Genomic DNA, 20,222 nt, shown 5'->3' on the forward strand with positions numbered 1-20,222 from the left:
CCGCCCCTTCCCCGGGGCGGGGCCTCACGGCGTGCTACAGGCCCTCCGGCTCCGTTTCCGCCTCGGAGTCCCCGTGGGGCGGGGCGCACAGGCGTGGGGGCGCCGGGCGGCCCAGGATGCCCGACTGGGCGATGAGGTAGCCGAGCTGGGCCCGGCTGCCGCTGCCGAGGGTGGTCGCGAGCTTGGCGATGTGGGCGCGGCAGGTGCGCACGTTCATGCCGAGGCGGCGGGCGATGGCCTCGTCGACATGGCCCTCGATGAGGAGCTGCGCGATGCTGCGCTGCACGCCGGTGATCCCGCCGGGGGTGCTGCGGTAGGTCACCTCCTCCTGGAGGGGCACGGCCCGGTGCCACAGCTGCTCGAACACCTTGATGAGGTAGTCCACGAGGCCCGGGTGGCGCAGTTCCAGGGCGACCCGGCGGTCGTCGCTGACGGGGATGAAGGCCACCGTGCGGTCGAAGATGATCAGCCGCTCTATCAGCTCTTCGAGGGTGCGGATCTCCACCTTGCCGTTGGAGATCCGGTCCACGTAGGCGAGGGTGCCCTGGCTGTGCCGTGCGGTGTGCTGGTAGAGGGTCCGTATGCTGACCCCGCGGTCGATCAGCGGCTGGTCGCGCTCCAGGGCCTGGGTGAGGGCCTCGGAGGGGCGCGCTCCGCCCGGCTGGACCGTCAGCACCTCCGTATGACATTCGGCCGTCGCCAGGTTCAGGGCGGCGTTGATCCTTTCGAAACCCTCCAGCACCGTGATGGCATGGGTGTCGGCCGGGCTCTGTGCGCTGATGGCGAGGAAAGGCTCGAAAGTGTCGGTGAGATCTACAGCGCTGCGCCGGCGATCCTGGATCTCGCGTTCAATCGGATGGAGCCGCTGGGCCAGGGCAACCGACGGGGGAACCGGTCGCAACTGGTTCGCGTCGTCCGGATCGGGCTGCAGAAGAGCGAGTTCCAGCAGGCAGGGGGCGTTCTTGATCTCTCCCCGGGCGATCCGGCCGGTGCTCAGCGCCGCCGCGTAGAGCCGCGTCCCCTCGGGGCACATGGACGTGACGGGGTGGGGATGTGTCGCCATTGTCCGGTTATGCGTCAAATCTCCACCCCCCAGGGTCCTGAACATGCAAGAACATGATGCATCGTCCCCATGGCATTGACGTGCCTGAATGAGCCATCGTCTGACACGCGGGGGAGAGGATTCCATCAAGTGAGGACGAAGCCGACCATGTACAAGAGAATGCTTCGCTCGGTGCTTGCCATAGGTTTCTCCGCCGTTGCGGTTTTTGGGGCAGTCAGCGCCGTCGAAAGTGACGCGGGGAGCGCTAGGGACGGTCAGGGCACGAGCCTGACGAGCACGGAGTTCGACACCGGCTGGACCACGGCGCCCGCGGGCAAGTACGCGGACACCGGCTGGACCAGCGGTGAGCTCGGCGGTAAGGGCGACACCGGCTGGACCAGCGCTCCTGTGACGGTGTCGGCATGACCCCCGACGACCGCGGCTTCCGCCGCGAGATGGCCTCCGCCTACCGCTCGGGCTGGCAGTTCATCGACCTCGCGACCGCGGTCCCCCACCCCGGCGACTCGCTGATGGTCACCCTGTTCGGCCAGCCCATCGTCATCGTGCGCGAGGAGGACGAGGACGTACGTGCCTACCGGTGCCTGCGCCGCCCGCGCGGCGCGCCGCAGCCCGTCCGCTGCGAGGTGCGCTACGGGATGGTCTTCGTCAATCTCGATCAGCGCGACCACCAGCTCTTCGAACCCGACATCACCACCGCCACCCCCCCGCAGTGCCTGAAGCGATTCCCCCTTCGTCGCAGATCGCTCAGGTGCTACCCCCACACAACGGCGCCATCGTGGACCTGACCACGATGGCGCCGTTGTGATGTCCGCGTCCAGTGCCGGAACCGGACAAGATGAAGGATCAACGGCTTACGCGCGCCCCATGGCCCGGTCCAGCGTGATCTCCACGACCACCCGGTCCGGATTGGGCGAGGGCGTGCGCCCGTAGCGCTCCGCGTAGCGCGCCACCGCGTCGGCGACCGACGCCTCGTCCGTACGGACCACCGCGCGCCCCTCCAGCGTGGCCCAGCGGCGCCCCTCCATCTGGCACACCGCCACCCGCGCCCCGCCCTCCGGCCCGGACTGCGCCGCCAGGACGTTGCGGACCTTCTTGCTGTGCCGGTTGCTGATCACCCGGGCCAGGCCGGCCTCCGGGTCGTAGGTCACGCCCACCGGCACCACGTGCGGCGTGCCGTCGGGGCGGGGGGTGGTCAGCGTGCAGACGTGCCGCTCCCGCCAGAAGGCGAGGTACTCGGGCGTCGGGTTGAGTACGTCATGGGACATGGGCGAAGCGTACGGCGGCCGGGGCGGGCGCCCCGCCGGGCCCGCCCGGCCCCGCCGGGCCCCGCCCGCACGGCCTCGAAAAGGTACCCTCAGCTGTATTGAGTGGAATAGACTCAACTTTGCATACGCTGACTCTGTCAGACTGGTGGTGTAACCCTCCGGGAGAGGAGCAAAGGCAGTGGACGCCGAGCTGACCAACAAGAGCCGGGACGCGCTGAACGCGGCGACCGGCAGGGCCGTCAAGGACGGCCACGCGGACCTGACCCCCGCGCACCTGCTGCTGGCGCTGCTCGCCGGCGAGGACAACGAGAACGTCGTGGACCTGCTGATCGCCACGGAGGCCGACCAGGCCGCCGTGCGCGTCGGCGCCGAGCGGATCCTCGCGGCGCTGCCCAGCGTCACCGGCTCCACGGTCGCGCCCCCGCAGCCCACCCGCGACCTGCTCGCCGTCCTCGCGGAGGCCGACGCCGAGGCGGGCAAGCTCGGCGACGAGTACCTGTCCACCGAACACCTCCTCATCGCGATCGCCGCCAAGGGCGGCGCCGCCGGTGAGGTCCTTTCCGCCCAGGGCGCGACGGCGAAGAAGCTGCTCGACGCCTTCCAGAACGCACGAGGAGCACGGCGGGTGACCACCCCCGACCCGGAGGGCCAGTACAAGGCCCTGGAGAAGTTCGGCACCGATTTCACGGCCGCCGCGCGCGACGGCAAGCTCGACCCGGTCATCGGCCGCGACCACGAGATCCGCCGTGTGGTGCAGGTGCTCTCGCGCCGCACCAAGAACAACCCGGTGCTGATCGGTGAGCCCGGCGTCGGCAAGACCGCCGTCGTGGAGGGGCTGGCCCAGCGCATCGTCAAGGGCGATGTCCCCGAGTCGCTGAAGAACAAGCGGCTGGTCTCCCTGGACCTGGGTGCGATGGTCGCGGGCGCCAAGTACCGCGGCGAGTTCGAGGAGCGCCTCAAGACCGTCCTCGCGGAGATCAAGTCCAGCGAGGGCCAGATCATCACCTTCATCGACGAGCTGCACACCGTCGTCGGCGCGGGCGCCGGCGGGGACTCCGCGATGGACGCGGGCAACATGCTCAAGCCGATGCTGGCCCGCGGTGAGCTGCGTATGGTCGGCGCCACCACCCTGGACGAGTACCGGGAGCGGATCGAGAAGGACCCGGCGCTGGAGCGGCGCTTCCAGCAGGTGCTGGTCGCGGAGCCGTCGGTGGAGGACACCATCGCCATCCTGCGCGGTCTCAAGGGCCGCTACGAGGCGCACCACAAGGTCGTCATCAACGACAGTGCGCTGGTGGCGGCGGCGACGCTCTCCGACCGCTACATCACCTCCCGCTTCCTGCCGGACAAGGCCATCGACCTGGTGGACGAGGCCGCTTCCCGGCTGCGGATGGAGATCGACTCCTCGCCGGTGGAGATCGACGAGCTCCAGCGCTCCGTGGACCGGCTGCGCATGGAGGAGCTGGCCCTGAAGAACGAGTCCGACCCGGCTTCCCGGGAGCGCCTGGAGAAGCTGCGCAAGGACCTCGCGGACCGCGAGGAGGACCTGCGCGGGCTGACCGCCCGCTGGGAGAAGGAGAAGCAGTCCCTCAACCGGGTCGGTGAGCTCAAGGAGCGCCTGGACGACCTGCGCGGGCAGGCCGAGCGCGCCCAGCGCGACGGCGACTTCGACTCCGCCTCCAAGCTGCTCTACGGGGAGATCCCCGCCCTGGAGCGCGAGCTCGCGGAGGCCACCGAGGAGGAGGCCGAGGCGTCCAAGGCAGGCTCCGCGAAGGACACCATGGTCAAGGACGAGGTCGGCCCGGACGACATCGCGGACGTGGTGGGCGCCTGGACCGGTATCCCGGCCGGCCGCCTGCTGGAGGGCGAGACGCAGAAGCTGCTGCGGATGGAGGACGAGCTGGGCCGGCGTCTGATCGGCCAGGGCGAGGCGGTCCGGGCCGTGTCCGACGCCGTACGCCGCACCCGCGCCGGGATCGCGGACCCCGACCGGCCCACCGGTTCCTTCCTCTTCCTCGGCCCGACCGGCGTCGGCAAGACGGAGCTGGCCAAGGCCCTCGCGGACTTCCTCTTCGACGACGAGCGGGCCATGATCCGTATCGACATGTCGGAGTACGGCGAGAAGCACAGCGTGGCCCGCCTCGTCGGCGCCCCGCCCGGCTACGTGGGCTACGAGGAGGGCGGCCAGCTCACCGAGGCCGTCCGCCGCCGCCCGTACAGCGTGGTGCTCCTGGACGAGGTGGAGAAGGCCCACCCGGAGGTCTTCGACATCCTGCTCCAGGTCCTCGACGACGGCCGGCTCACCGACGGGCAGGGCCGCACCGTCGACTTCCGCAACACCATCCTGATCCTGACCTCCAACCTGGGCAGCCAGTTCCTGATGGACCGCTCCACCCCGGCCGCGCAGAAGAAGCAGCAGGTCCTGGACGTGGTCCGGGCCAGCTTCAAGCCGGAGTTCCTCAACCGCCTGGACGACCTGGTGGTCTTCTCCGCGCTCAGCCAGGACGAGCTGGCGCACATCGCGGAGCTCCAGATCGGCCGCCTCGCCCGGCGGCTGGCCGACCGGCGCCTGGCCCTGGACGTCACCCCCGCGGCCCTGGCCTGGCTCGCGGAGAAGGGCAACGACCCGGCCTACGGCGCCCGGCCGCTGCGCCGCCTGATCCAGACGGCCGTCGGTGACCGCCTGGCGAAGGAGATCCTCTCGGGCGAGATCCGCGACGGGGACACCGTCCGCGTCGACACCGCGGGCGAGGACCTGCTGGTCGGCAAGGCCCTCTGACCCGATCGGCCCCGCCGGCCGGATCCGCCCCGCGCGCCCCGCGTACCGCACGGTGCGCGGGGCGTACGCCTGTCCGCCCGGAGCGGATCCGGGGCCGTCGGGCTGGACAGGGGGTGGGCGGGATGGTGGAGGATGAAGGTATCCGCACGAAGGGAAGTACACGGTGAGCATCGACCCGGCCTCGATTCCGAACTTCGGAGGGCAGCAGCCCGATCCGCAGGCCACAGGACCGGCGGGCCCCGTCGTCCCCGACCAGGATCTGGTCAAGCAGCTGCTGGAGCAGATGGAGCTCAAGTACGTCGTCGACGACGAGGGTGACCTCGCGGCGCCGTGGGAGGAGTTCCGGACGTACTTCATGTTCCGCGGCGAGGCGGAGCAGCAGGTCTTCTCGGTGCGGACCTTCTACGACCGTCCGCACAAGATCGAGGAGAAGCCCCAGCTCCTCGAATCGATCGACGACTGGAACCGCCGCACCCTCTGGCCGAAGGTCTACAGCCACACCCACGACGACGGCTCGGTCCGTCTGATCGGTGAGGCGCAGATGCTGATCGGCACCGGCGTGAACCTGGAGCACTTCGTGTCCTCCACGGTCAGCTGGGTCCGCGCCTCCATCGAGTTCGACAAGTGGCTCACGGAGCAGCTCGGCCTGGAGCAGGACATCGACTCCGGCGACGGCGAGGACAAGGACGGCGGCGAGAGCTGATCCCGCCCCTCCCCGCCGCCGTCACAGGGGCGTCCTGGCGATGACCAGGAGGTAGACCCCGTAGGCGTACGAGAGCCCGGCCAGCCCCGCGGTCACCACGACCGCGGAGCGGGGCCGGGCTTTTGCCATCGCAGCCGCCAGCGGCAGCAGCAGCGGGAACGCGGGCAGCAGGAAGCGCGGCTTCGACTCGAAGTAGCCGGCCCCGCCCACGCTGATCACCAGCAGCACCGCGGTGTACACCAGCAGCGGCAGCGGCACCCGGTGGAAGAGCAGCAGCACCGCCAGCAGCAGGGCCGCCCCCAGCAGTACCGCGGTGACGGCGGTGGCGAGCGCGACCGGACTGCCGCTGAGCACCCGCCAGACGGCGGAGAGCACATAGCCGCCCCCGTCGAAGCGCGAGCCCCACTGCCGCTGCACGTCGAAGTACCCGGCCGGGTCGCGCCGCTTCACCCCCACGGCCAGGACGTACGCCAGCCAGCCCGCGGGGGCCAGCACCCCGGCCGCCCACACGGCGGGCTCGCGGGACCCGCGTACGAGCAGGGCGTGCAGCGCGGCGACGGACACGGCCGCGGCGACGGCGATCCCGCTGGGCCGGGTCAGCCCCGCCACCGAGGCCAGCACCGCCGCCCACATCCACCGCTCGCGCAGCAGCGCGTACAGCGACCAGGCGGCCAGCGCGACGAGCAGCGGCTCGGTGTAGGCGAGGGTGAGCACCACCGCGTGCGGGACCACCGCCCACAGCGCGACCAGCAGCACCCCCACCCGCCGCCCGGCGACCAGCTCCCCGACCCGGTACACCCCGACGGCGGCCACCGCGGCGGCGGTCCAGGACACCAGCAGCGCGCCCCACTCCCCGCCGCCGGCCAGCCGCACCAGTACCGGGTAGAGCGGGAAGAAGGCGTAGTCGCTCTGCACCAGCCCGGTGACCGGCCAGATCTGCGTACGGCCGTAGCCGTGCTGGGCGATGGCGAGGTACCAGACGGAGTCCCAGGAGTGCCCCAGCACCCGTACGGGGCTGCGCCCGGCCCACGCGGCGGCCCCGGCCAGCACCACCGCCCCGGCCACGCGCACGGCGGCGAACACCCCGAGCGCGAGCACGGCCGCGGGCACACCGGCCGTCCCGGGGTACTGCGGCCGCACGGAAACCGACGCACTGCCCGTCGCCGTCATCTACCCCCGACTCCCTGCGCCGCCGCGCGGACACCCGTCCGGACATGGAGAACCCCGGGCACCATAAGTCGCCGGCCGCCCCACCGCCCCCGATTCCCCGCCGAACCTCCGGTGACATGGGCCACCCCGGTGTGGTTCCCGGCGCTGCCGCGTCCTAGGAGGCGCGGGTGAAGTGGACCCGGTCGTCCTCCAGGGTCAGCCGGAGAACCCCGTCCGGGCCTTCGAGGTCGACGGCGGACAGACCTTCCGGAGCGGCTTGCTCCAGCTGCAGGAAGCCGCCGTCGAGGCCGAGCCGTACCGCGCCGTCCCCGAGGTCCACGCGGTCCTCGGGGATGCCGTACACCTCGCGGTAGTGCGCGGTGGCCGCGGGCAGGTCGGGCACCTGGATCACGGCCGAGCGCAGCCGCGTGTCGACGGCGACCTCGGGCAGTTCTGACGCGTACTCGATGACCCACGGCATCAGGTGGTACTGCCCGAAGAAGAGCGAGGAGAAGTGAATTTTCGATCCGTCGGGCTGGGGTACCCAGGTGGAAATAGGGCCGCAGTTCTTGACGGTTGCCGGGAGATTTTCCTGGAATTTCTCCAGATCCGAGATGCACAGGGTGGCGGAGAAGATTCCCGAACCGCGTTCCGCCAAGTAGCGGACGAATTTGTTCCCGAAAGGGGAAAGGGTGGCCTGCTCGGGGTCGGAAACGGCCATGACCTCCAGGAAAGTTCCGTCGAGCGCGACGACGCGGCCGGTGATACCGGGAATGGTCCCGGTCGGTGTCTCGAAGTCGATTCCGAGCGCCGCCTCCATGCGGTCCACCGCGTCGTGGAGATCGTGCACAGCGAGAGTGACATGGTCCAGGAACACTGGCCCCCCTAGGCAAATGTGGCCGCCGTATCCCTTCCACTATCGGCACTCCCGGACCGCCCGCCGCATGCTCAGTGTCGAAACGGCGCAGGGGACGGTGCACACATGGGAAGCCGCCGCCGGTCGCGGCGATCGTGTTCCCGGGCAGAGTAAAGAGATTCCCAAAAAATTAGCGAATCGATGTGCGTGATGCAGATCACGTCAAATTCAGGGGGTCTGGCCGAGAATTAGCGCTGGATCTCGACCGGCATGTATGGAAGCTTGATGAGGTACAGCTCGATGCTCCGTGCCTGCCCGGCCGCCAGCCGGGTTTGCCGCCGGGGCGCGTTCTGCGTGAAACGGGGGCACGTTGACGATCATGCTGGAACCTTTTCGCGACGGCTCGGTGAGTCGTCTTGCGGGACGGACGGAGGAAATCGCCCAGGAAATCTGGCTGAAAATTCAAGTGTATGCGGAGCGTAGTGGCTCTCTGGCCGCTTCGCCGGAGAACTGCAGTGAAATGTTACGGACCGTGTTGGACCGCGCACTGGAGCTCTACCGGCAGGGCGGTCACCTGCCGGCGGACGTACTCGCGAGCTGCACCGCGGTCGGGGTGCAACTGGCCGAGAGGGGCGGGCGCATCACCCCGCTCCTGCATGCCTGGGAGGTGGGCTGCTCGACGGTCATCGCGTCTTTCTGGGATTCGGCGCAGCCGGGTGAACAGAATGACCTGGTGGCGCTCACCCAGTGGATGTCGGCCACGGTGAAGGAGATCACCGCCGCGATCAGCCTGGCCTATCTGCACGCCCAGAAGCAGGCGGGGCTGGACACCTCGCGCCGGGTCCTGGCGGACCTCATGCTCAACGGCTCCGCCAACGACGAACTGGCGGCCGCGGCCCGTCACACACCGGTGAAGGAGTACGCGGTCGTCGCCGTCCAGGTGGCGGACGAGGCCGTGCCGAGTGCCGCGACCGTGGCGCGGGCCTCGGCGGCGCTGACCAACAACGACCTGGGGCTGAGCTGCCAGGTCGGCCGGCACCTCTGTGTCCTGGCACCGATCCACGGCCGGCAGAACCCGATGGAGCGGGTCACCCAGGTCATGGACGTGGTCAAGAAGGCGGGCATCCCGCTGGCCGGACCGGCCGGAACGGTCACGGCGGCCCGCTCCGAACTCGGGGCGGCCGTGCAGAAGGCGGCCGAGATCGAGAGACTGGCCAAGGTGGCCGGAATCGGCGAGGACACGGTCGGGAGCGACCAGGTGATCAGCGAACTCGCCATCTCGCGCGACGACGAGTACCGCCGCGTGCTGGTCTCGCTGATCACCCCGCTCCGGGAGGCCCCGGAACTGCTCAAGACACTGCGCACCCTCTACCTGATGGACCTGGACCGCACGAAGACCGCCCGGCGGCTCAATGTGGCACGTCGCACACTGACCTACCGGCTGGAGAGGATCGAACAGCTGACCGGGATCAACCCCGTGCGCACGCGCGGGATCCTGGCGTTCGTCCTCGCCATCGCGGCGTACGACCTGGACCAGATCTGCCTTCTGTAGAGCCTTCGGCCCCGCCGGCCGCCCCGCGTACGGGGCCGCCGGCGGGGCTTCGGCCTGCGGGCCCCGGGCGGCTCAGCCGGCGGAGCCGTGGCCCCTGAGCGCGAGTGCCGCCGACCTCAGGCGGTCCAGCGCCCCGGCGGAACCGTCCGCCGTCCGCCAGCCGATGAAGCCGTCCGGGCGGATCAGCGCGGCCCCGTCGGGGCCGACCCCGTACGCCGTGCGGAAGATCCCGTCCACGTCCACGTACGCCGGATCGCCGCCGGGCACCCGCTCGCCGGGGCCCGAGATCCTGCGCAGCGCCACCCCGGGCACCTCGGTCCGCCAGGTCGTGGCACCGGCGTCGGCGAGCAGGACGAAACCCTCGCCGAACAGGTCCAGTGTGGAGATCCGCCTCCCCTCGTGCTCCAGCACCACGTGCGGGGCACGGGTGCCCGGGCGGCCCGACGGCTCGAACGGATTCTCCGCGACGGGCGGTTCGCCCTTCGCCGCCCCGCCGGCGTCCCCGTCCGGCACCTCCTCCGCCAACGACGGGTAGCGGTAACCGAGTTGTACGGTCGCCCGGGTCTCGGCCGAGGACTGCCCGATCCGCGCCATCGTCTCCCGCACCGTGAAGTCGGCGACCGGCCGGCGCTCGGCGTCATAGGTGTCGAGCAGCGCCCCGCCCGCGGAGCCGTCCAGTACGGCGGCCAGCTTCCAGGCGAGGTTGTGGGCGTCCTGGACACCGGTGTTCCCGCCGAAGCCGCCCGCCGGGGGCATCGCGTGCGCCGAGTCACCCACCAGGAACACCCGCCCGTCCCGGAAGCGGTCGGCGACCAGCGCCGCGCTCTCCCAGGCCATGGCGCTGTGGACGGTGATCTCCAGGTCCGGGTCGTCGGCGGCCACGCGCGCCAGCTCCCGGGTCCGCTCCCGCAGTCCCTCGGGCGAGGCGTCGATACCGTCGGACAGCGGGAAGCCGAGCTGCCACTTCCGGGCCTCGCTGTTGCCGCGGGCGAACAGGAAGGCCCCGGCCCGCCTGACGATCACGGCCATGGCCCGGCGCCCCCGGATCACAGGGTCCAGATCCGCGTCGAAGATCGCGCTGACCGAGCGGCCGAGCGGTCCGGGACCGTGCCGGCCGATGCCCAGCGCCTCGCGCACCGGGCTGCGGATGCCGTCCGCGGCCAGGAGGTAGTCGCAGCGGACCGTCCAGCGCTCCTCGCCGTCCACCGAGCCCAGGGTCGCGGTGACCCCGTCCGCGTCCTGCTCCAGCCCCTCGAACCGGGTCCCGAAGCGGATCTCCGCACCCAGTTCCCGGGCGCGCGAGAGCAGGAGCGGCTCCAGCCGCTGCTGGTCGCACAGACGCATGCCGGTCGGGCTGATGCCCAGGGTCTCGTCGTCGTGGTTGCCGGTCGGTACGTAGTGCTCGTCGGCCAGCGTGTCCACCACGACGAAGCCGATGGGCCCGGGATCACCCGCCTCGCGGACCTGCTCCTCGATCCCCACGGAGCGGAACAGCTCCATGGAGCGGGCCGTCACCAGGCGCGCCCGCGGATGCGCCGAGGTGCCGGGCCGCTGTTCCACCACCAGGCATTCGACTCCCCGCGCGGCCAGGAACAGGGCGGCCGACAGACCGCTCAGGCTGCCCCCGACGACGAGGACTCGGACCTGCTGCTCGGGACCCTGTCGGACTCGCATTCACGCTCCTCGTCGATTCCTGCTCAACTGGCCGCCCTTTTACCACTGTTGATCAACATAACGGACTTCACCGGAGCCTGGTGGAGCAACAGGTCCGGATCTCCTGGCAGGAAGGCGGACCTGAGATGGCGGGCGGCCCGTTCCGCGTCCCGTTCCCGGGTCACCACCGCGATACGGGACTCGGTGAGGGAGACGGCCTCCACGGTCACGCCGCCGTCGCGCAGCGTCTCGAAGTACCGTGCGAGGACGTGCGGGTCGGAGCGCAGACCGGCCCCGACGACGGCGACCGTGGCGATGCCCGCGTCCACCAGGAGGGTCGCGAAGCCGATGGCCGCGCGCTCGCGGTCCAGCGCGGCCGTCGCGTGCGCCACCGCGCCCTCGGGGACCACGAGCAAGAGATCGTCGCGGCCTCCGGGTGTGCTGGTGTTCTGTGCCATGTCGGAGGGGACACCGGCCACGGCCAGGCACCGGAAGACCGCGGCGGCGACGCCCGGCCGGGCCGGCACCCCGGCGACCGTCACCCGTGCCACGCCGGTGTCGTGGCACACGCCGTAGAAGAGGGGGTGCTCCATCGAGCCTCCTTGTCGCTGTGTCGGCCCGGCCGTGGCCGGTGGCCGCCGTCGTCGCCTGTCAGCCGGCCGTCTGCCGGGCCGCCGCCCGGAGGCGGGCGAAATCGGTCACCTCGGCGCCCATGGCGTCCAGTTGCGCCGCCGTACGGTCCCCGGCCCCGCCCGGCCCGTCGGCCGGGGCGGCGCCGATCACCACCCCGAGCGGTGTCGGCCAGCCGCGCAGCGCGTGCACGATGTCCCGCAGGCCGCGCAGCGCGGCGGCCGGGCCCTGCGGCCCGGCTCCCACCCCGATGCAGCCGACCGCCCGCTGCTCCAGGTAGGGGCGGGGGTCGTCGCGCAGGTCCTCCAGGTGGTCCAGGGCGTTCTTGACCGCCCCGGAGACCGCTCCGTGGTAGGCGGGCGAGGCGATCAGCAGCGCGTCCGCCCGGCGCACGGCCTCCACGAGCCGCCGGGCCCGCTCCCCGCGGACCGGGGACGAGGGGTCGTACAGCGGCATCCTCAGCTGCTCCCCGACGAAGAACTCCACCTCGGCGCCGGCCACGACCGCTGCCGTGGCCGCCCGCCGCAGCGCGGCCTCGGTCCGGGAGGTGCGGCCGGACGCCCCGAGGCTGCCTCCGAGCGCGACCAGCCGGACGCTCATTCCTTGTACCCGACCGCGAGCCCGTCCCCGAGCGGGATCAGGGTGGTGAAGAGGGACTCCTCGGAGACCATGGCGTCCACGGTCTCGCCGATCGCCTTGCCGAGCGGGTCCTTCGCGTAGCCGGTGAGGGCCTCGCCGTTCCAGAAGATGTTGTCCGCGATGAAGAGTCCGCCGCTCACCAGCCGGGGCAGGGCCTCGGCGTACACCTCCGGGTAGAGGCGCTTGTCGATGTCGCACAGGACGAGATCGAAGTCCCCGTCGACCGAGCGGAACGACTCCAGCGCGTCGCCGACCAGGATCTCGACCCGGTCGGCGACCCCCGCCTTCTCGATGAACCCGGTCGCCTTCGCGGCCAGCTCGGGATCCGACTCGGTGTAGTACACCGTGCCCCCGGGGCCGACGGCGCGGGCCAGCCAGATCGTGGAGAAGCCGACCGCCGACCCGAACTCGAACACCCGCTTGGCACCGGAGATCTTCGCGAGCTGGTACAGCAGCCGGCCGGACAGCGGGCCGATGATCGGCACGCTCTTCTCCCAGGCGTACATGCCGATCTCGGTCATCACCGGGTCGTTCTTCGGGGTCTTCTGCCAGGCCCAGTTCAGCGCCTGGTCGTAGCGGAAGCCGAAGCGGTAGATCTCGGCCGGGACCCGGGAGGGGTCGAAGGCTCCCGGACCCCGCCCGGACTCCGGCGCCGCCGGGGTGCCGGAGGGGCCGGCGTTGCCCGTCCAGGCGCTCGGGCCGAGCGCCATGGAGCGGAACATCTGCGTCAGGCCCGCGGCGACCGCCGCCGCCGCGGGGCCGCCCGCGCCGGTGGTGTCCGGGGCGGCCGCCTGGGTCTGGAACCTGGCGATGCTCTCCACCAGCGGCCGGCGCTCGTTCTCGTACGCGGCCAGCGCGGCGGCCGACAGGTCCTTCCCGGCCAGGGCGCGTACGGCCGTGCGCGCCGCCGAGCGGGCGTCGTACAGCGCCAGGTTCATGTTCTGCCCGCCGAACGTGGTCAGGCTGTGCGCGGTGCTGCCGATCAGCATGATGCCGTCCGCGGCCCAGGTCTCCGCGATGTGCCCGGGGAACGCGTGGTGGCGTACGTCCTGCCAGCCCGCCAGCCCCTCGAGGGCCGGGCGCAGCCGGGGCTCCACCGACAGGATCCGCTCCAGGAACGCCTCGAAGCCCTGGGCCTTCACCTCCTCGAAGGAACCGCTGCGGATGCCCCACAGCACGCTCAGCTCGTCGGGGGAGTACGCGGCCAGGCCCAGGTAGCGGTTGTCGTCCGCCCGGTAGTTGCTCAGGACCGACGGCCAGCCCTCGGGACGGGGCGCCAGGAACGTGATCGCCTCGTAGTCCCAGGTGGCGGGCCGCGTCGCGATGCCGGCCAGTTCACGGGTCGGGGAGCCCTCGCCGTCGGCGGCCACCACCAGCCGGCACCTCAGGGCGCGCTCGGTGCCGTCCTGGACGAAGGCCAGCCCGTCGAGGGTGCCGTAGGCGTCCTTGAGCAGGGAGGCGGGGACCGATCCGTCGAAGATCTGGAAGCCGGGGTAGCGGTGCAGCTCGTCGAGGAACGCCTGCTGCATGACCCGGTACGGCACGCCGAGGCCGTAGCCGAAGGGGGCGTCCTCGATGTCGGAGTAGCGCAGGGCGGCGATCCGGTCGCCGTCCACGTAGTAGTCGTAGCCGTCGAGCCGGTGGGTGCTCGCCTCCACGGCGGTACGGACGCCCAGCTCGTCCAGCACCTTGATGGCACCCGGCTGGATCAGCATGGTCTGGCGCTTGCCGGAGCGGTCGGTCTCCCGGTCCACGACGGCGACGCTGTGGCCCGCGTCGAGCAGGGACTTGGCGAAGGCCAGGCCGTGGGGTCCGGCGCCGACGACGCAGACGTCGGCCTGGGCCGCGAAGTGGTCAGACATGGGTGGGACTCCTCAGATCGGAGGTCAGGAAGTAGAGCCGCCCGTCGGCCGAGCCCGCCGCGAGCCGACGCTCGTCCCGGGCCACCGACAGGACGGTGTGGCCGGCCCGGTGACGGCCGAGTTCGCGACCGTCGTCGTCCAGGAGGTAGAGGTGGTGGTCGGCCGAGGCGACGGCGACGGTGCCCGCCCGGACCTCGACGCCCTTGGCCCAGGAGCCGGTGGCGAACCGCCAGCGCTCGGTGAGGCCGGTGTCGTACGAGCGGAGCGTGCCGTCCACGCAGGCGGCCAGCAGCCCGCCCGCGTGGGAGGCCGTCAGGCGCACCGCGTGCGTGGCGCGGCGGCGCAGGACGGTGCCGGAGCGGTCGAGGAGGAGCAGGGCGCCCTCGGCGGTACCCACCGCGAACCCGTCGTCCACCGCCGCGCAGCCGTACACCGGGTGGGGTTCGGTGTGCCGCCACAGCAGCTCTCCGGTACCGGCCGCGCGGCAGTCGACGGAGCCCTCCGTGCTGGGCAGGGCGATCAGCCCGGGAGCGGGGCAGATGCTCCAGGCGGACGGCCCCGTGTGCGTCCACAGCGGTCGCAGCCGGTGGTCGATCAGGGACACGGAGCCGTTGCGGTCGACCGCGAAGTGGCCCCGCGGGCCGGCCGCGAGCCGCCAGCCTCCGGCACCGTCCCGGCGCCGGAGCACCTCGCCCCGGTCGTCGACCAGGGCGACGCCGCCCGCTTCCAGCGAGAGCAGCCAGCCGCCCGGGTGGACGGCGATGTCGGTGACGGGGCTGTCGAACTCCACCACGCTCTCCGGTCCGGCGCCGCCCCAGGTGCCGAGGGCCAGCCGGCCGGGGGCCACGGCCGCCGCGATCCGGTCGTCACGCAGCCGCACCGTGCCCACCCAGCCGCCCAGCGACCAGCTGCCCCGCTCGGTCAGTTCCGCACGATGTGGGTGAGTTTCCAATTCTTGAAACCTCCTCCCCTCTTGGTGAGTTCGTTGAAGTCGAAGGACAGCTCGATGTCGAGCGGGAGGTTCCGCGCGGCCAGCGCCTCCTCGGCGAGCCGGGTGATCTCCCGGCACCGGGCCTCGTCCTGGTGGTCGCGCTCCACCTCCAGGCAGAGCAGCGCCCGGCCGTCCTCCTCGAAGCGGATGCAGTAGCCGAGCAGGCCCGGGATCGCGTAGACGATCTCCTCGACCTCGTACGGCCGCAGGACGCGGCCGGCGATCTCCAGTTCGTCCGAGGCCCGGCCCAGCACCTCCACCACGGGCAGGCCGAGCCCGCAGGCGCAGCCGCCGGGCAGCCGGCGCACCAGGTCACCGGTGCGGTAGCGCAGCAGGGGCCGGGCGTCGGCGGTGAGCGTGGTGAGCACCAGTTCCGCGGTCTCCGCCGTGGTGGGGTCACCGGTGCGCGGGTCCACCCACTCGAAGTGGTACATGTGCTCCAGCAGGTGCATGCGCTTCTCGGGGCACGAGGTGGCGGAGGTGCCCGTCTCGGAGGAGCCGTAGGAGTTGATGTAGACCTGTGCGTTCCACATCCGCTCCAGCATGGCCCGCATGGGCTCGGTGAGCAGTTCTCCCAGCAGCAGGATCGTGCGGATGCCGAACGCGGTGGGGTCGAGCCCGCGGTTCTTCAGCTCCGCGTAGAAGTGCAGGCTCAGCCCCGGTGTGGTGAGCACCGTGGTGATGCCGGTCTGCCGGCAGATCCGGACGACCTGGTCCCAGCCGGACACGCCCCGGGTGAAGGGGAACGCCCGGACGCTGAGGACGTCCATCGCCTCCAGGCCGTAGACCATGGCGTCGGCGACCGGCGCGATGTCGGAGGGGACGAGCAGGATCGCCTTGTCCTCGCGCGGGCGCAGGATGCGCCGCCAGTTCAGCAGCAGCCCGCGGGTGTTGGCCTCGATGTCCTTCTTCGTCTTCGGCGTCGGTGTGGGTGTGCCCGTGGTCCCGGAGGACTCGTAGTAGCGGACGGTCTCGGCGAGGGGTACGGACAGGATCCGCAGGCCGGCCTCGCGCAGCTGCTCCTTGTCCGTGAACGGCAGCTGCCGCAGGATGCCGAAGCCGGCCCCGGCGAGCTCGCCCGGGCCGAAGCCGGAGAGCAGGGGGGCGTAGTACGGCGACTTGGCGGCCTGGACCAGGGTGGTCCGCAGCAGCCGCAGCCGGTCGGCGCCGAGGTCACCGGCCGGGGCATCGGCGAGGGCCGGGGTTGGGGCCGGGGCCGGGGCCGCCGGGATCATGCCGCCTCCGGTCCGGGGACGGCGTTCCGGGCGAAGGACCAGGTGCAGCCGCCCGGCTTGAGCCGGAACGAGGCCGTCAGGTCCTGCTTCGCCGCGATGGCCGACTGGAGCTTGGTGCAGTACTCACGGCACGGGTCGTCGAAGGTCAGTTCGATGCCGAGTTTCGCGGCGTCCTGCCGGTAGGAGAGGATCCCGCAGCCGTCGATGTCCACCTCGGACCCCTCGGCGGAGGCCGAGCGCACGGTCACGTCCGAGCCCCAGCAGTCCCCGAGGATGCGGGAGAGGTTCTCGGTGAAGGGGATCGCCCCCTCGGTCCTGTAGCGGTCGGACTGCTTCGCGGTGGCCTCGGCGGAGAAGTCGATCCACTCGTCGATGGCTCCGTAGCCGTGGTGGGAGACCATGTACCGCTCCATACCGGCCTGGGCGCGGAAGTACATGGCCTTCCACATCTCGGCCTTGGCCTCGGCGGGCAGGGGCGGCCGGTTGCTGATGTCCGTCATGTCACGTTCTCCTGGGAAGTGCGGGTGTAGTCGAGGCCGCGTCCGTCCTGGCCGCGTGTGCGCAGGTAGACGGGCTTGAACATGGCCTCCTGCTCGGGCCGCCGGTCGAGCGTCATGGTGGTGCCGGGCGGCACCACGTCGATGTCGGCCCGTAGTCCGAGGCGGCCGGCGAGTGCCGCGGCGAGGCCGCCGGTACGCCGCCGGACCTCCGCGGCGCCGGCCTCCGTCGCCTCCAGCGCCAGCGTCAGCCGGTCGCCCGCCACCTCCCCGGACCAGAAGACCGGGCCGCAGCCGGGCAGTTCCCCGTACACGACGTCCTCGACGTCGACCGGGAAGAGCGTCCGTCCGCCGACGGCGAAGCGGTCGGCGGCCCGGCCGTGCACGCGGACCGCGGGGCGGCCGCTGCCGCAGGGGCAGTCCGTGTCGTCCACGGTCACGATGTCGCCCATGCGGTAGCGCACGACGGGCATGGCCCGGCGGTGGAAGGAGGTGGCGACCAGTTCGCCCGTACCGGCCGGGGCGGTACGCCCGGTCTCCTCGTCCAGTACCTCGAAGAGGAAGCGGTCCGACCAGAGGTGGAGGGTCCCGGCCGGGCAGGTGCCGCCCAGGGTGGTGGTCTCCGTCGAGCCGTAGTCCGGGTAGAGCGTGATGGACCAGAGCTCCTCCAGGAAGCGCTTCTTGGCGGGGCTGAGCACCTCGCCGTTGACGATCGCGGCGCGCAGGTCCGGGAAGTCCTCGGCCGGGTCCAGGCCCGCGGCGAGGGCGCGGCGGGCGAAGAGCATCAGCTCCACGGGCATGCAGTAGGTCACGGTCACCCGGTAGTCGCGCAGCAGCCGCAGGGCGCGGCTGTACGGCATCAGCTCGGTGCGGTTGCCCGCCGGGACGACCGTGGCCCCGGCGCGCAGGGCCGCACCGTGCATCTGGTGGGCGGTGGTGAGCATCGAGTACGGCGTCTTGACCAGGACGGTGTCCCGTCCGGACAGGCCGACGCCGTTGAACAGCATCCGCTCCAGCCACTCGTCGACGTCGGCGGCGGTGAAGTACGCCGGGGTGGGCTCCCCGGTGGTGCCGCTGGACTCGTGGACGACCGCGACCTCGGACCGGTCCACGGCGAGCATGCCGAAGGGGTAGGCGTGCCGGAGGTCCTCCTTGGTGGTGAACGGCAGCCGGTCGAAGAGGCCGTCCGTCCACAGCTCCGGATCGGCGCCGGCCGCCTGGTACTTCGCCCGCAGGTACGGCGCGTTGCGGTAGGCGTGGAGCACGGCGGCGGTCACCGTGGGGCGGTCGGTCACGTGCTTCCTCCCTTCCTGGCGGCGGTGACGCGCCGGATGTTGCCGCCGAGTACGGCGGGCAGATCCGGCTCGGGCACGGCCAGCGCGAGTTTGGTGAGTTCCACCCGGGGGTGCTGAAGGGGGAACTCCGAGCCGAACACCACGCGTTCGGCCCCGAGGGTCTGCACCGCGTCCTTGACGACGTAGTCGAAGCCGCCGGAGGTCTCGAACAGGACGTTCTCGGTGGCCCGGATCTCCTGCGCGGCGTCCAGGTCGAAGTTCCCGCGTCCGGCGTGGCCGAGGATGAAGGTCACCCCGGGGTTGCGGCGGGCGAGCCGGGCGTACTGCTCGACGGACAGCGCGCCGGTGCCGACGCAGTGCGAGTACACCGGCAGCCGCCGTTCCGCCGCGAGATCGACGTACGACTGGGTCCGCGGGTCCAGATGGCCGATGCCGTGCACGCCGGGGGCGAGCTTGATCCCGGCGCACCGGTCGGCCAGCCGGGCGTCCGCCTCGCCGGCCGCCCGGTGCGGGTTGACGAAGCAGAAGACGGCGAGTGCGTCCTCGCCGGCGACGGCGGTCAGCAGGGCCTCGTTGTCGGCGTCGACGTCCCGGCCCGGTCCCCCGGTGACGAGGGTGTGGGAGAGCTCGGCGGGAGGGACCACGCCCCCGGCCACCAGGAAGGCCGCCGCGATGTGCTCCGCCGCCATGGTGGCGAGCAGCGGGGGCAGGAGTGCCTGGTTGGCGTGGGCATGGGCGTCGACCACCTCCATGCCCTGCCATGGGTCACTGCTCAATGATGAGCTCCTCGACCTTGACCCCCACGTGCCGTCCCGGCTCCTGGGTGAAGCCGAAGACCTCGTCGCCGGGCTTGAGCTCGGTGATGTTGCGCGGCTCGGAGTCGGTGCCGAAGACCCGGACGTGCCAGTCCTCCTGCATGATCGTGGTGATCCGGGTGCCGTCCGGTGCCTCCGCGATGATCTGCAGCATGGGGCGCCGCTCGATCTTCACGCGGCCCACGGTGACCGGCCGGGCGGTGCCGTCGGTGCGGACGGCGAGGACTTCCATGCCGGCGCGCAGGTCGGACAGGTACCAGGTGCGGTTGTCCGGGGCGAGTACGTACATCTGCAGGGCGCCCGCGTTCACGCGGAACGGGCGCGTGGGCATGTACGGCAGCGGGTGGGTCTCGCTGGTGGCGAGGATGCCGCCGCCGGAGAAGCAGCCGAGCAGCACACCCTCGTCGAGCCCGAGGTAGGAGGTGAAGTCCAGGCAGGCCCGGTCGCCCATGCCCACGTGGCGGGTCTCCACGATCCGCAGCTTCTGCAGCTGCTGGCCGTGCGTGCGCTGGGCGACGACGAGCACCTCGTGCAGGCGGTGGACGGCCGTGAGGTCCTCCACCTCGACGAGGACGCCGTCGGCGCCGATCTCCAGCACGCCGAAGACGACGTTGGCCTCGACGCTGTCGCGCACGGCCATCACCGTCTGGCAGCCGTGGTTCTGGGCGTCGGCGAGGACGATCTCCAGCGGGATCTTGGTGGAGTCCTTGAAGCTGACGAGCAGCAGCTCGACCAGGCGGGTCATCTCGACCGCCCGCTCCAGCGACGGCGGGTCCACGACATCGACCGAGGCGCCGACCGTGATGCCGATCCTCGCCTTGTTCTCGACGAACCAGTTGCCCGCCACGACGTCCGCGTCCAGGACGAGGATGTCGTACTCCTTGCGGATCCTCTCCAGTTCCTCCGGCGTGGGGACTCCGGAGAAGAGCTTGATCTTGCGCAGCCCCGCCGGCACCAGCGCGAGCTGCTCCTCGTCCACGACCACGCCGCCGCCGGCGTGCAGGCGCCGTACGGCCTCGGCGATCTCGGCGGTGTCGGGGCGGCCGGAGACCTTGCGGAAGTCGTGCCAGGTGTACTTCTGGCCGGGAGGCAGCGGGGCCCGTACGGGGGCGGGCTCCGCGGCGGCGGCCTTGCGGGGCGGCTCCTGGGCCCGCTGCTTCGGGGCAGCGGCCTTGGGCTTGTCCTGGATGACGTCGGTCATGTTCGCCTTCTCTCGGATGAACGGAAGTTCCGGAAAC

The 20,222-nt window shown here is 71.6% G+C and carries 18 protein-coding genes and 1 pseudogene; 5 read left to right on the top strand and 14 right to left on the bottom strand.

Features of this window, described 5'->3' with window-relative positions; translation table 11 throughout:
• Positions 1-34: 34 nt before the first annotated feature.
• On the bottom strand, positions 35-1,108 hold the full coding sequence (locus ABZ873_RS01770; RefSeq protein ID WP_360863836.1) for a helix-turn-helix transcriptional regulator: 1,074 nt from the start codon (positions 1,106-1,108) through the stop codon (positions 35-37).
• Positions 1,109-1,192: 84 nt separating this feature from the next.
• Between ABZ873_RS01770 and ABZ873_RS01775 the strand changes: the two genes are divergently transcribed.
• Positions 1,193-1,468: a hypothetical protein gene (locus tag ABZ873_RS01775; RefSeq protein ID WP_360863838.1), complete on the top strand. Its 276-nt coding sequence runs from the start codon at positions 1,193-1,195 to the stop codon at positions 1,466-1,468.
• Positions 1,465-1,767: pseudogene (locus ABZ873_RS01780) on the top strand ((2Fe-2S)-binding protein); the annotation flags it as partial. The gene ABZ873_RS01775 and the pseudogene ABZ873_RS01780, both read left to right, overlap by 4 nt.
• Positions 1,768-1,914: 147 nt before the next feature.
• On the opposite strand, the gene ABZ873_RS01785 reads toward ABZ873_RS01780, so the two are convergent.
• Positions 1,915-2,328 (bottom strand): TIGR03618 family F420-dependent PPOX class oxidoreductase, encoded by a 414-nt coding sequence (locus ABZ873_RS01785; protein WP_360863840.1) that lies wholly within the window; start codon positions 2,326-2,328, stop codon positions 1,915-1,917.
• A 178-nt stretch (positions 2,329-2,506) separates the two neighbouring features.
• On the opposite strand from ABZ873_RS01785, the gene clpB reads away from it, so the two are divergent.
• Together clpB and ABZ873_RS01795 are read left to right on the top strand one after the other, a co-directional pair.
• The gene (gene clpB / locus ABZ873_RS01790; RefSeq protein WP_360863842.1) at positions 2,507-5,107 is read left to right on the top strand and encodes an ATP-dependent chaperone ClpB; all 2,601 of its coding nucleotides are present in this window, start codon (positions 2,507-2,509) and stop codon (positions 5,105-5,107) included.
• 163 nt (positions 5,108-5,270) lie between these two features.
• Positions 5,271-5,810: a YbjN domain-containing protein gene (locus ABZ873_RS01795; protein WP_360863843.1), complete on the top strand. Its 540-nt coding sequence runs from the start codon at positions 5,271-5,273 to the stop codon at positions 5,808-5,810.
• Positions 5,811-5,831: 21 nt separating this feature from the next.
• On the opposite strand, the gene ABZ873_RS01800 is transcribed toward ABZ873_RS01795, so the two are convergent.
• Positions 5,832-6,980 (bottom strand): glycosyltransferase family 39 protein, encoded by a 1,149-nt coding sequence (locus ABZ873_RS01800; RefSeq protein ID WP_360863845.1) that lies wholly within the window; start codon positions 6,978-6,980, stop codon positions 5,832-5,834.
• A 154-nt stretch (positions 6,981-7,134) separates the two neighbouring features.
• Positions 7,135-7,836 carry a VOC family protein gene (locus ABZ873_RS01805; protein ID WP_360863847.1) on the bottom strand — a complete coding sequence of 234 codons (702 nt, stop codon included), beginning with the start codon at positions 7,834-7,836 and terminating at the stop codon, positions 7,135-7,137.
• 511 nt (positions 7,837-8,347) lie between these two features.
• Here ABZ873_RS01805 and ABZ873_RS01810 point away from each other — a divergent pair.
• Positions 8,348-9,367, top strand: coding sequence for a helix-turn-helix domain-containing protein (locus ABZ873_RS01810; RefSeq protein ID WP_360863849.1), 1,020 nt, complete (start codon positions 8,348-8,350; stop codon positions 9,365-9,367).
• 72 nt (positions 9,368-9,439) lie between these two features.
• On the opposite strand, the gene ABZ873_RS01815 is transcribed toward ABZ873_RS01810, so the two are convergent.
• The 10 genes from ABZ873_RS01815 to ABZ873_RS01860 are packed head-to-tail and all read right to left on the bottom strand — an operon-like array spanning position 9,440 to position 20,185.
• Positions 9,440-11,041 carry an FAD-dependent monooxygenase gene (locus tag ABZ873_RS01815; RefSeq protein ID WP_360863851.1) on the bottom strand — a complete coding sequence of 534 codons (1,602 nt, stop codon included), beginning with the start codon at positions 11,039-11,041 and terminating at the stop codon, positions 9,440-9,442.
• 23 nt (positions 11,042-11,064) lie between these two features.
• The gene (locus ABZ873_RS01820) at positions 11,065-11,613 is read right to left on the bottom strand and encodes an ACT domain-containing protein (RefSeq protein ID WP_360863852.1); all 549 of its coding nucleotides are present in this window, start codon (positions 11,611-11,613) and stop codon (positions 11,065-11,067) included.
• 58 nt (positions 11,614-11,671) lie between these two features.
• On the bottom strand, positions 11,672-12,250 hold the full coding sequence (locus tag ABZ873_RS01825; protein WP_360863854.1) for an NADPH-dependent FMN reductase: 579 nt from the start codon (positions 12,248-12,250) through the stop codon (positions 11,672-11,674).
• Complete coding sequence (locus ABZ873_RS01830) at positions 12,247-14,151, bottom strand: FAD-dependent monooxygenase (protein WP_360863856.1); 1,905 nt, start codon at positions 14,149-14,151, stop codon at positions 12,247-12,249. Before ABZ873_RS01830 ends, ABZ873_RS01825 begins: the two co-directional genes overlap by 4 nt.
• On the bottom strand, positions 14,144-15,103 hold the full coding sequence (locus ABZ873_RS01835; RefSeq protein ID WP_360863857.1) for a PQQ-binding-like beta-propeller repeat protein: 960 nt from the start codon (positions 15,101-15,103) through the stop codon (positions 14,144-14,146). The genes ABZ873_RS01830 and ABZ873_RS01835 overlap by 8 nt, the downstream gene beginning before the upstream one ends.
• Positions 15,073-16,377 carry a hypothetical protein gene (locus tag ABZ873_RS01840; protein WP_360863858.1) on the bottom strand — a complete coding sequence of 435 codons (1,305 nt, stop codon included), beginning with the start codon at positions 16,375-16,377 and terminating at the stop codon, positions 15,073-15,075. The genes ABZ873_RS01835 and ABZ873_RS01840 overlap by 31 nt, the downstream gene beginning before the upstream one ends.
• A complete protein-coding gene (locus tag ABZ873_RS01845) occupies positions 16,374-16,877 on the bottom strand; it encodes a hypothetical protein (RefSeq protein ID WP_360863860.1) in 504 nt (167 codons plus the stop codon). The genes ABZ873_RS01840 and ABZ873_RS01845 overlap by 4 nt, the downstream gene beginning before the upstream one ends.
• On the bottom strand, positions 16,874-18,169 hold the full coding sequence (locus ABZ873_RS01850) for an AMP-binding protein (RefSeq protein ID WP_360863862.1): 1,296 nt from the start codon (positions 18,167-18,169) through the stop codon (positions 16,874-16,876). Before ABZ873_RS01850 ends, ABZ873_RS01845 begins: the two co-directional genes overlap by 4 nt.
• A complete protein-coding gene (locus ABZ873_RS01855; RefSeq protein WP_360863864.1) occupies positions 18,166-18,945 on the bottom strand; it encodes an amidohydrolase family protein in 780 nt (259 codons plus the stop codon). The genes ABZ873_RS01850 and ABZ873_RS01855 overlap by 4 nt, the downstream gene beginning before the upstream one ends.
• Positions 18,935-20,185, bottom strand: coding sequence for a 3-dehydroquinate synthase II (locus ABZ873_RS01860; protein WP_360863866.1), 1,251 nt, complete (start codon positions 20,183-20,185; stop codon positions 18,935-18,937). The genes ABZ873_RS01855 and ABZ873_RS01860 overlap by 11 nt, the downstream gene beginning before the upstream one ends.
• Positions 20,186-20,222: the final 37 nt, after the last annotated feature.

The organism is Streptomyces sp. NPDC047014 (assembly GCF_040644195.1).
Lineage (GTDB): Bacteria > Actinomycetota > Actinomycetes > Streptomycetales > Streptomycetaceae > Streptomyces.

Excerpts from the sequence above, each read along its gene's own strand:
- ABZ873_RS01770 (WP_360863836.1), bottom strand. The coding sequence starts at position 1,108 with ATGTTCAGGACCCTGGGGGGTGGAGATTTGACGCATAACCGGACAATG.
- ABZ873_RS01785 (WP_360863840.1), bottom strand. The coding sequence starts at position 2,328 with ATGTCCCATGACGTACTCAACCCGACGCCCGAGTACCTCGCCTTCTGG.
- ABZ873_RS01800 (WP_360863845.1), bottom strand. The coding sequence starts at position 6,980 with ATGACGGCGACGGGCAGTGCGTCGGTTTCCGTGCGGCCGCAGTACCCC.
- ABZ873_RS01815 (WP_360863851.1), bottom strand. The coding sequence starts at position 11,041 with ATGCGAGTCCGACAGGGTCCCGAGCAGCAGGTCCGAGTCCTCGTCGTC.
- ABZ873_RS01820 (WP_360863852.1), bottom strand. The coding sequence starts at position 11,613 with ATGGAGCACCCCCTCTTCTACGGCGTGTGCCACGACACCGGCGTGGCA.
- ABZ873_RS01825 (WP_360863854.1), bottom strand. The coding sequence starts at position 12,250 with ATGAGCGTCCGGCTGGTCGCGCTCGGAGGCAGCCTCGGGGCGTCCGGC.
- ABZ873_RS01830 (WP_360863856.1), bottom strand. The coding sequence starts at position 14,151 with ATGTCTGACCACTTCGCGGCCCAGGCCGACGTCTGCGTCGTCGGCGCC.
- ABZ873_RS01840 (WP_360863858.1), bottom strand. The coding sequence starts at position 16,377 with ATGATCCCGGCGGCCCCGGCCCCGGCCCCAACCCCGGCCCTCGCCGAT.
- ABZ873_RS01845 (WP_360863860.1), bottom strand. The coding sequence starts at position 16,877 with ATGACGGACATCAGCAACCGGCCGCCCCTGCCCGCCGAGGCCAAGGCC.
- ABZ873_RS01860 (WP_360863866.1), bottom strand. The coding sequence starts at position 20,185 with ATGACCGACGTCATCCAGGACAAGCCCAAGGCCGCTGCCCCGAAGCAG.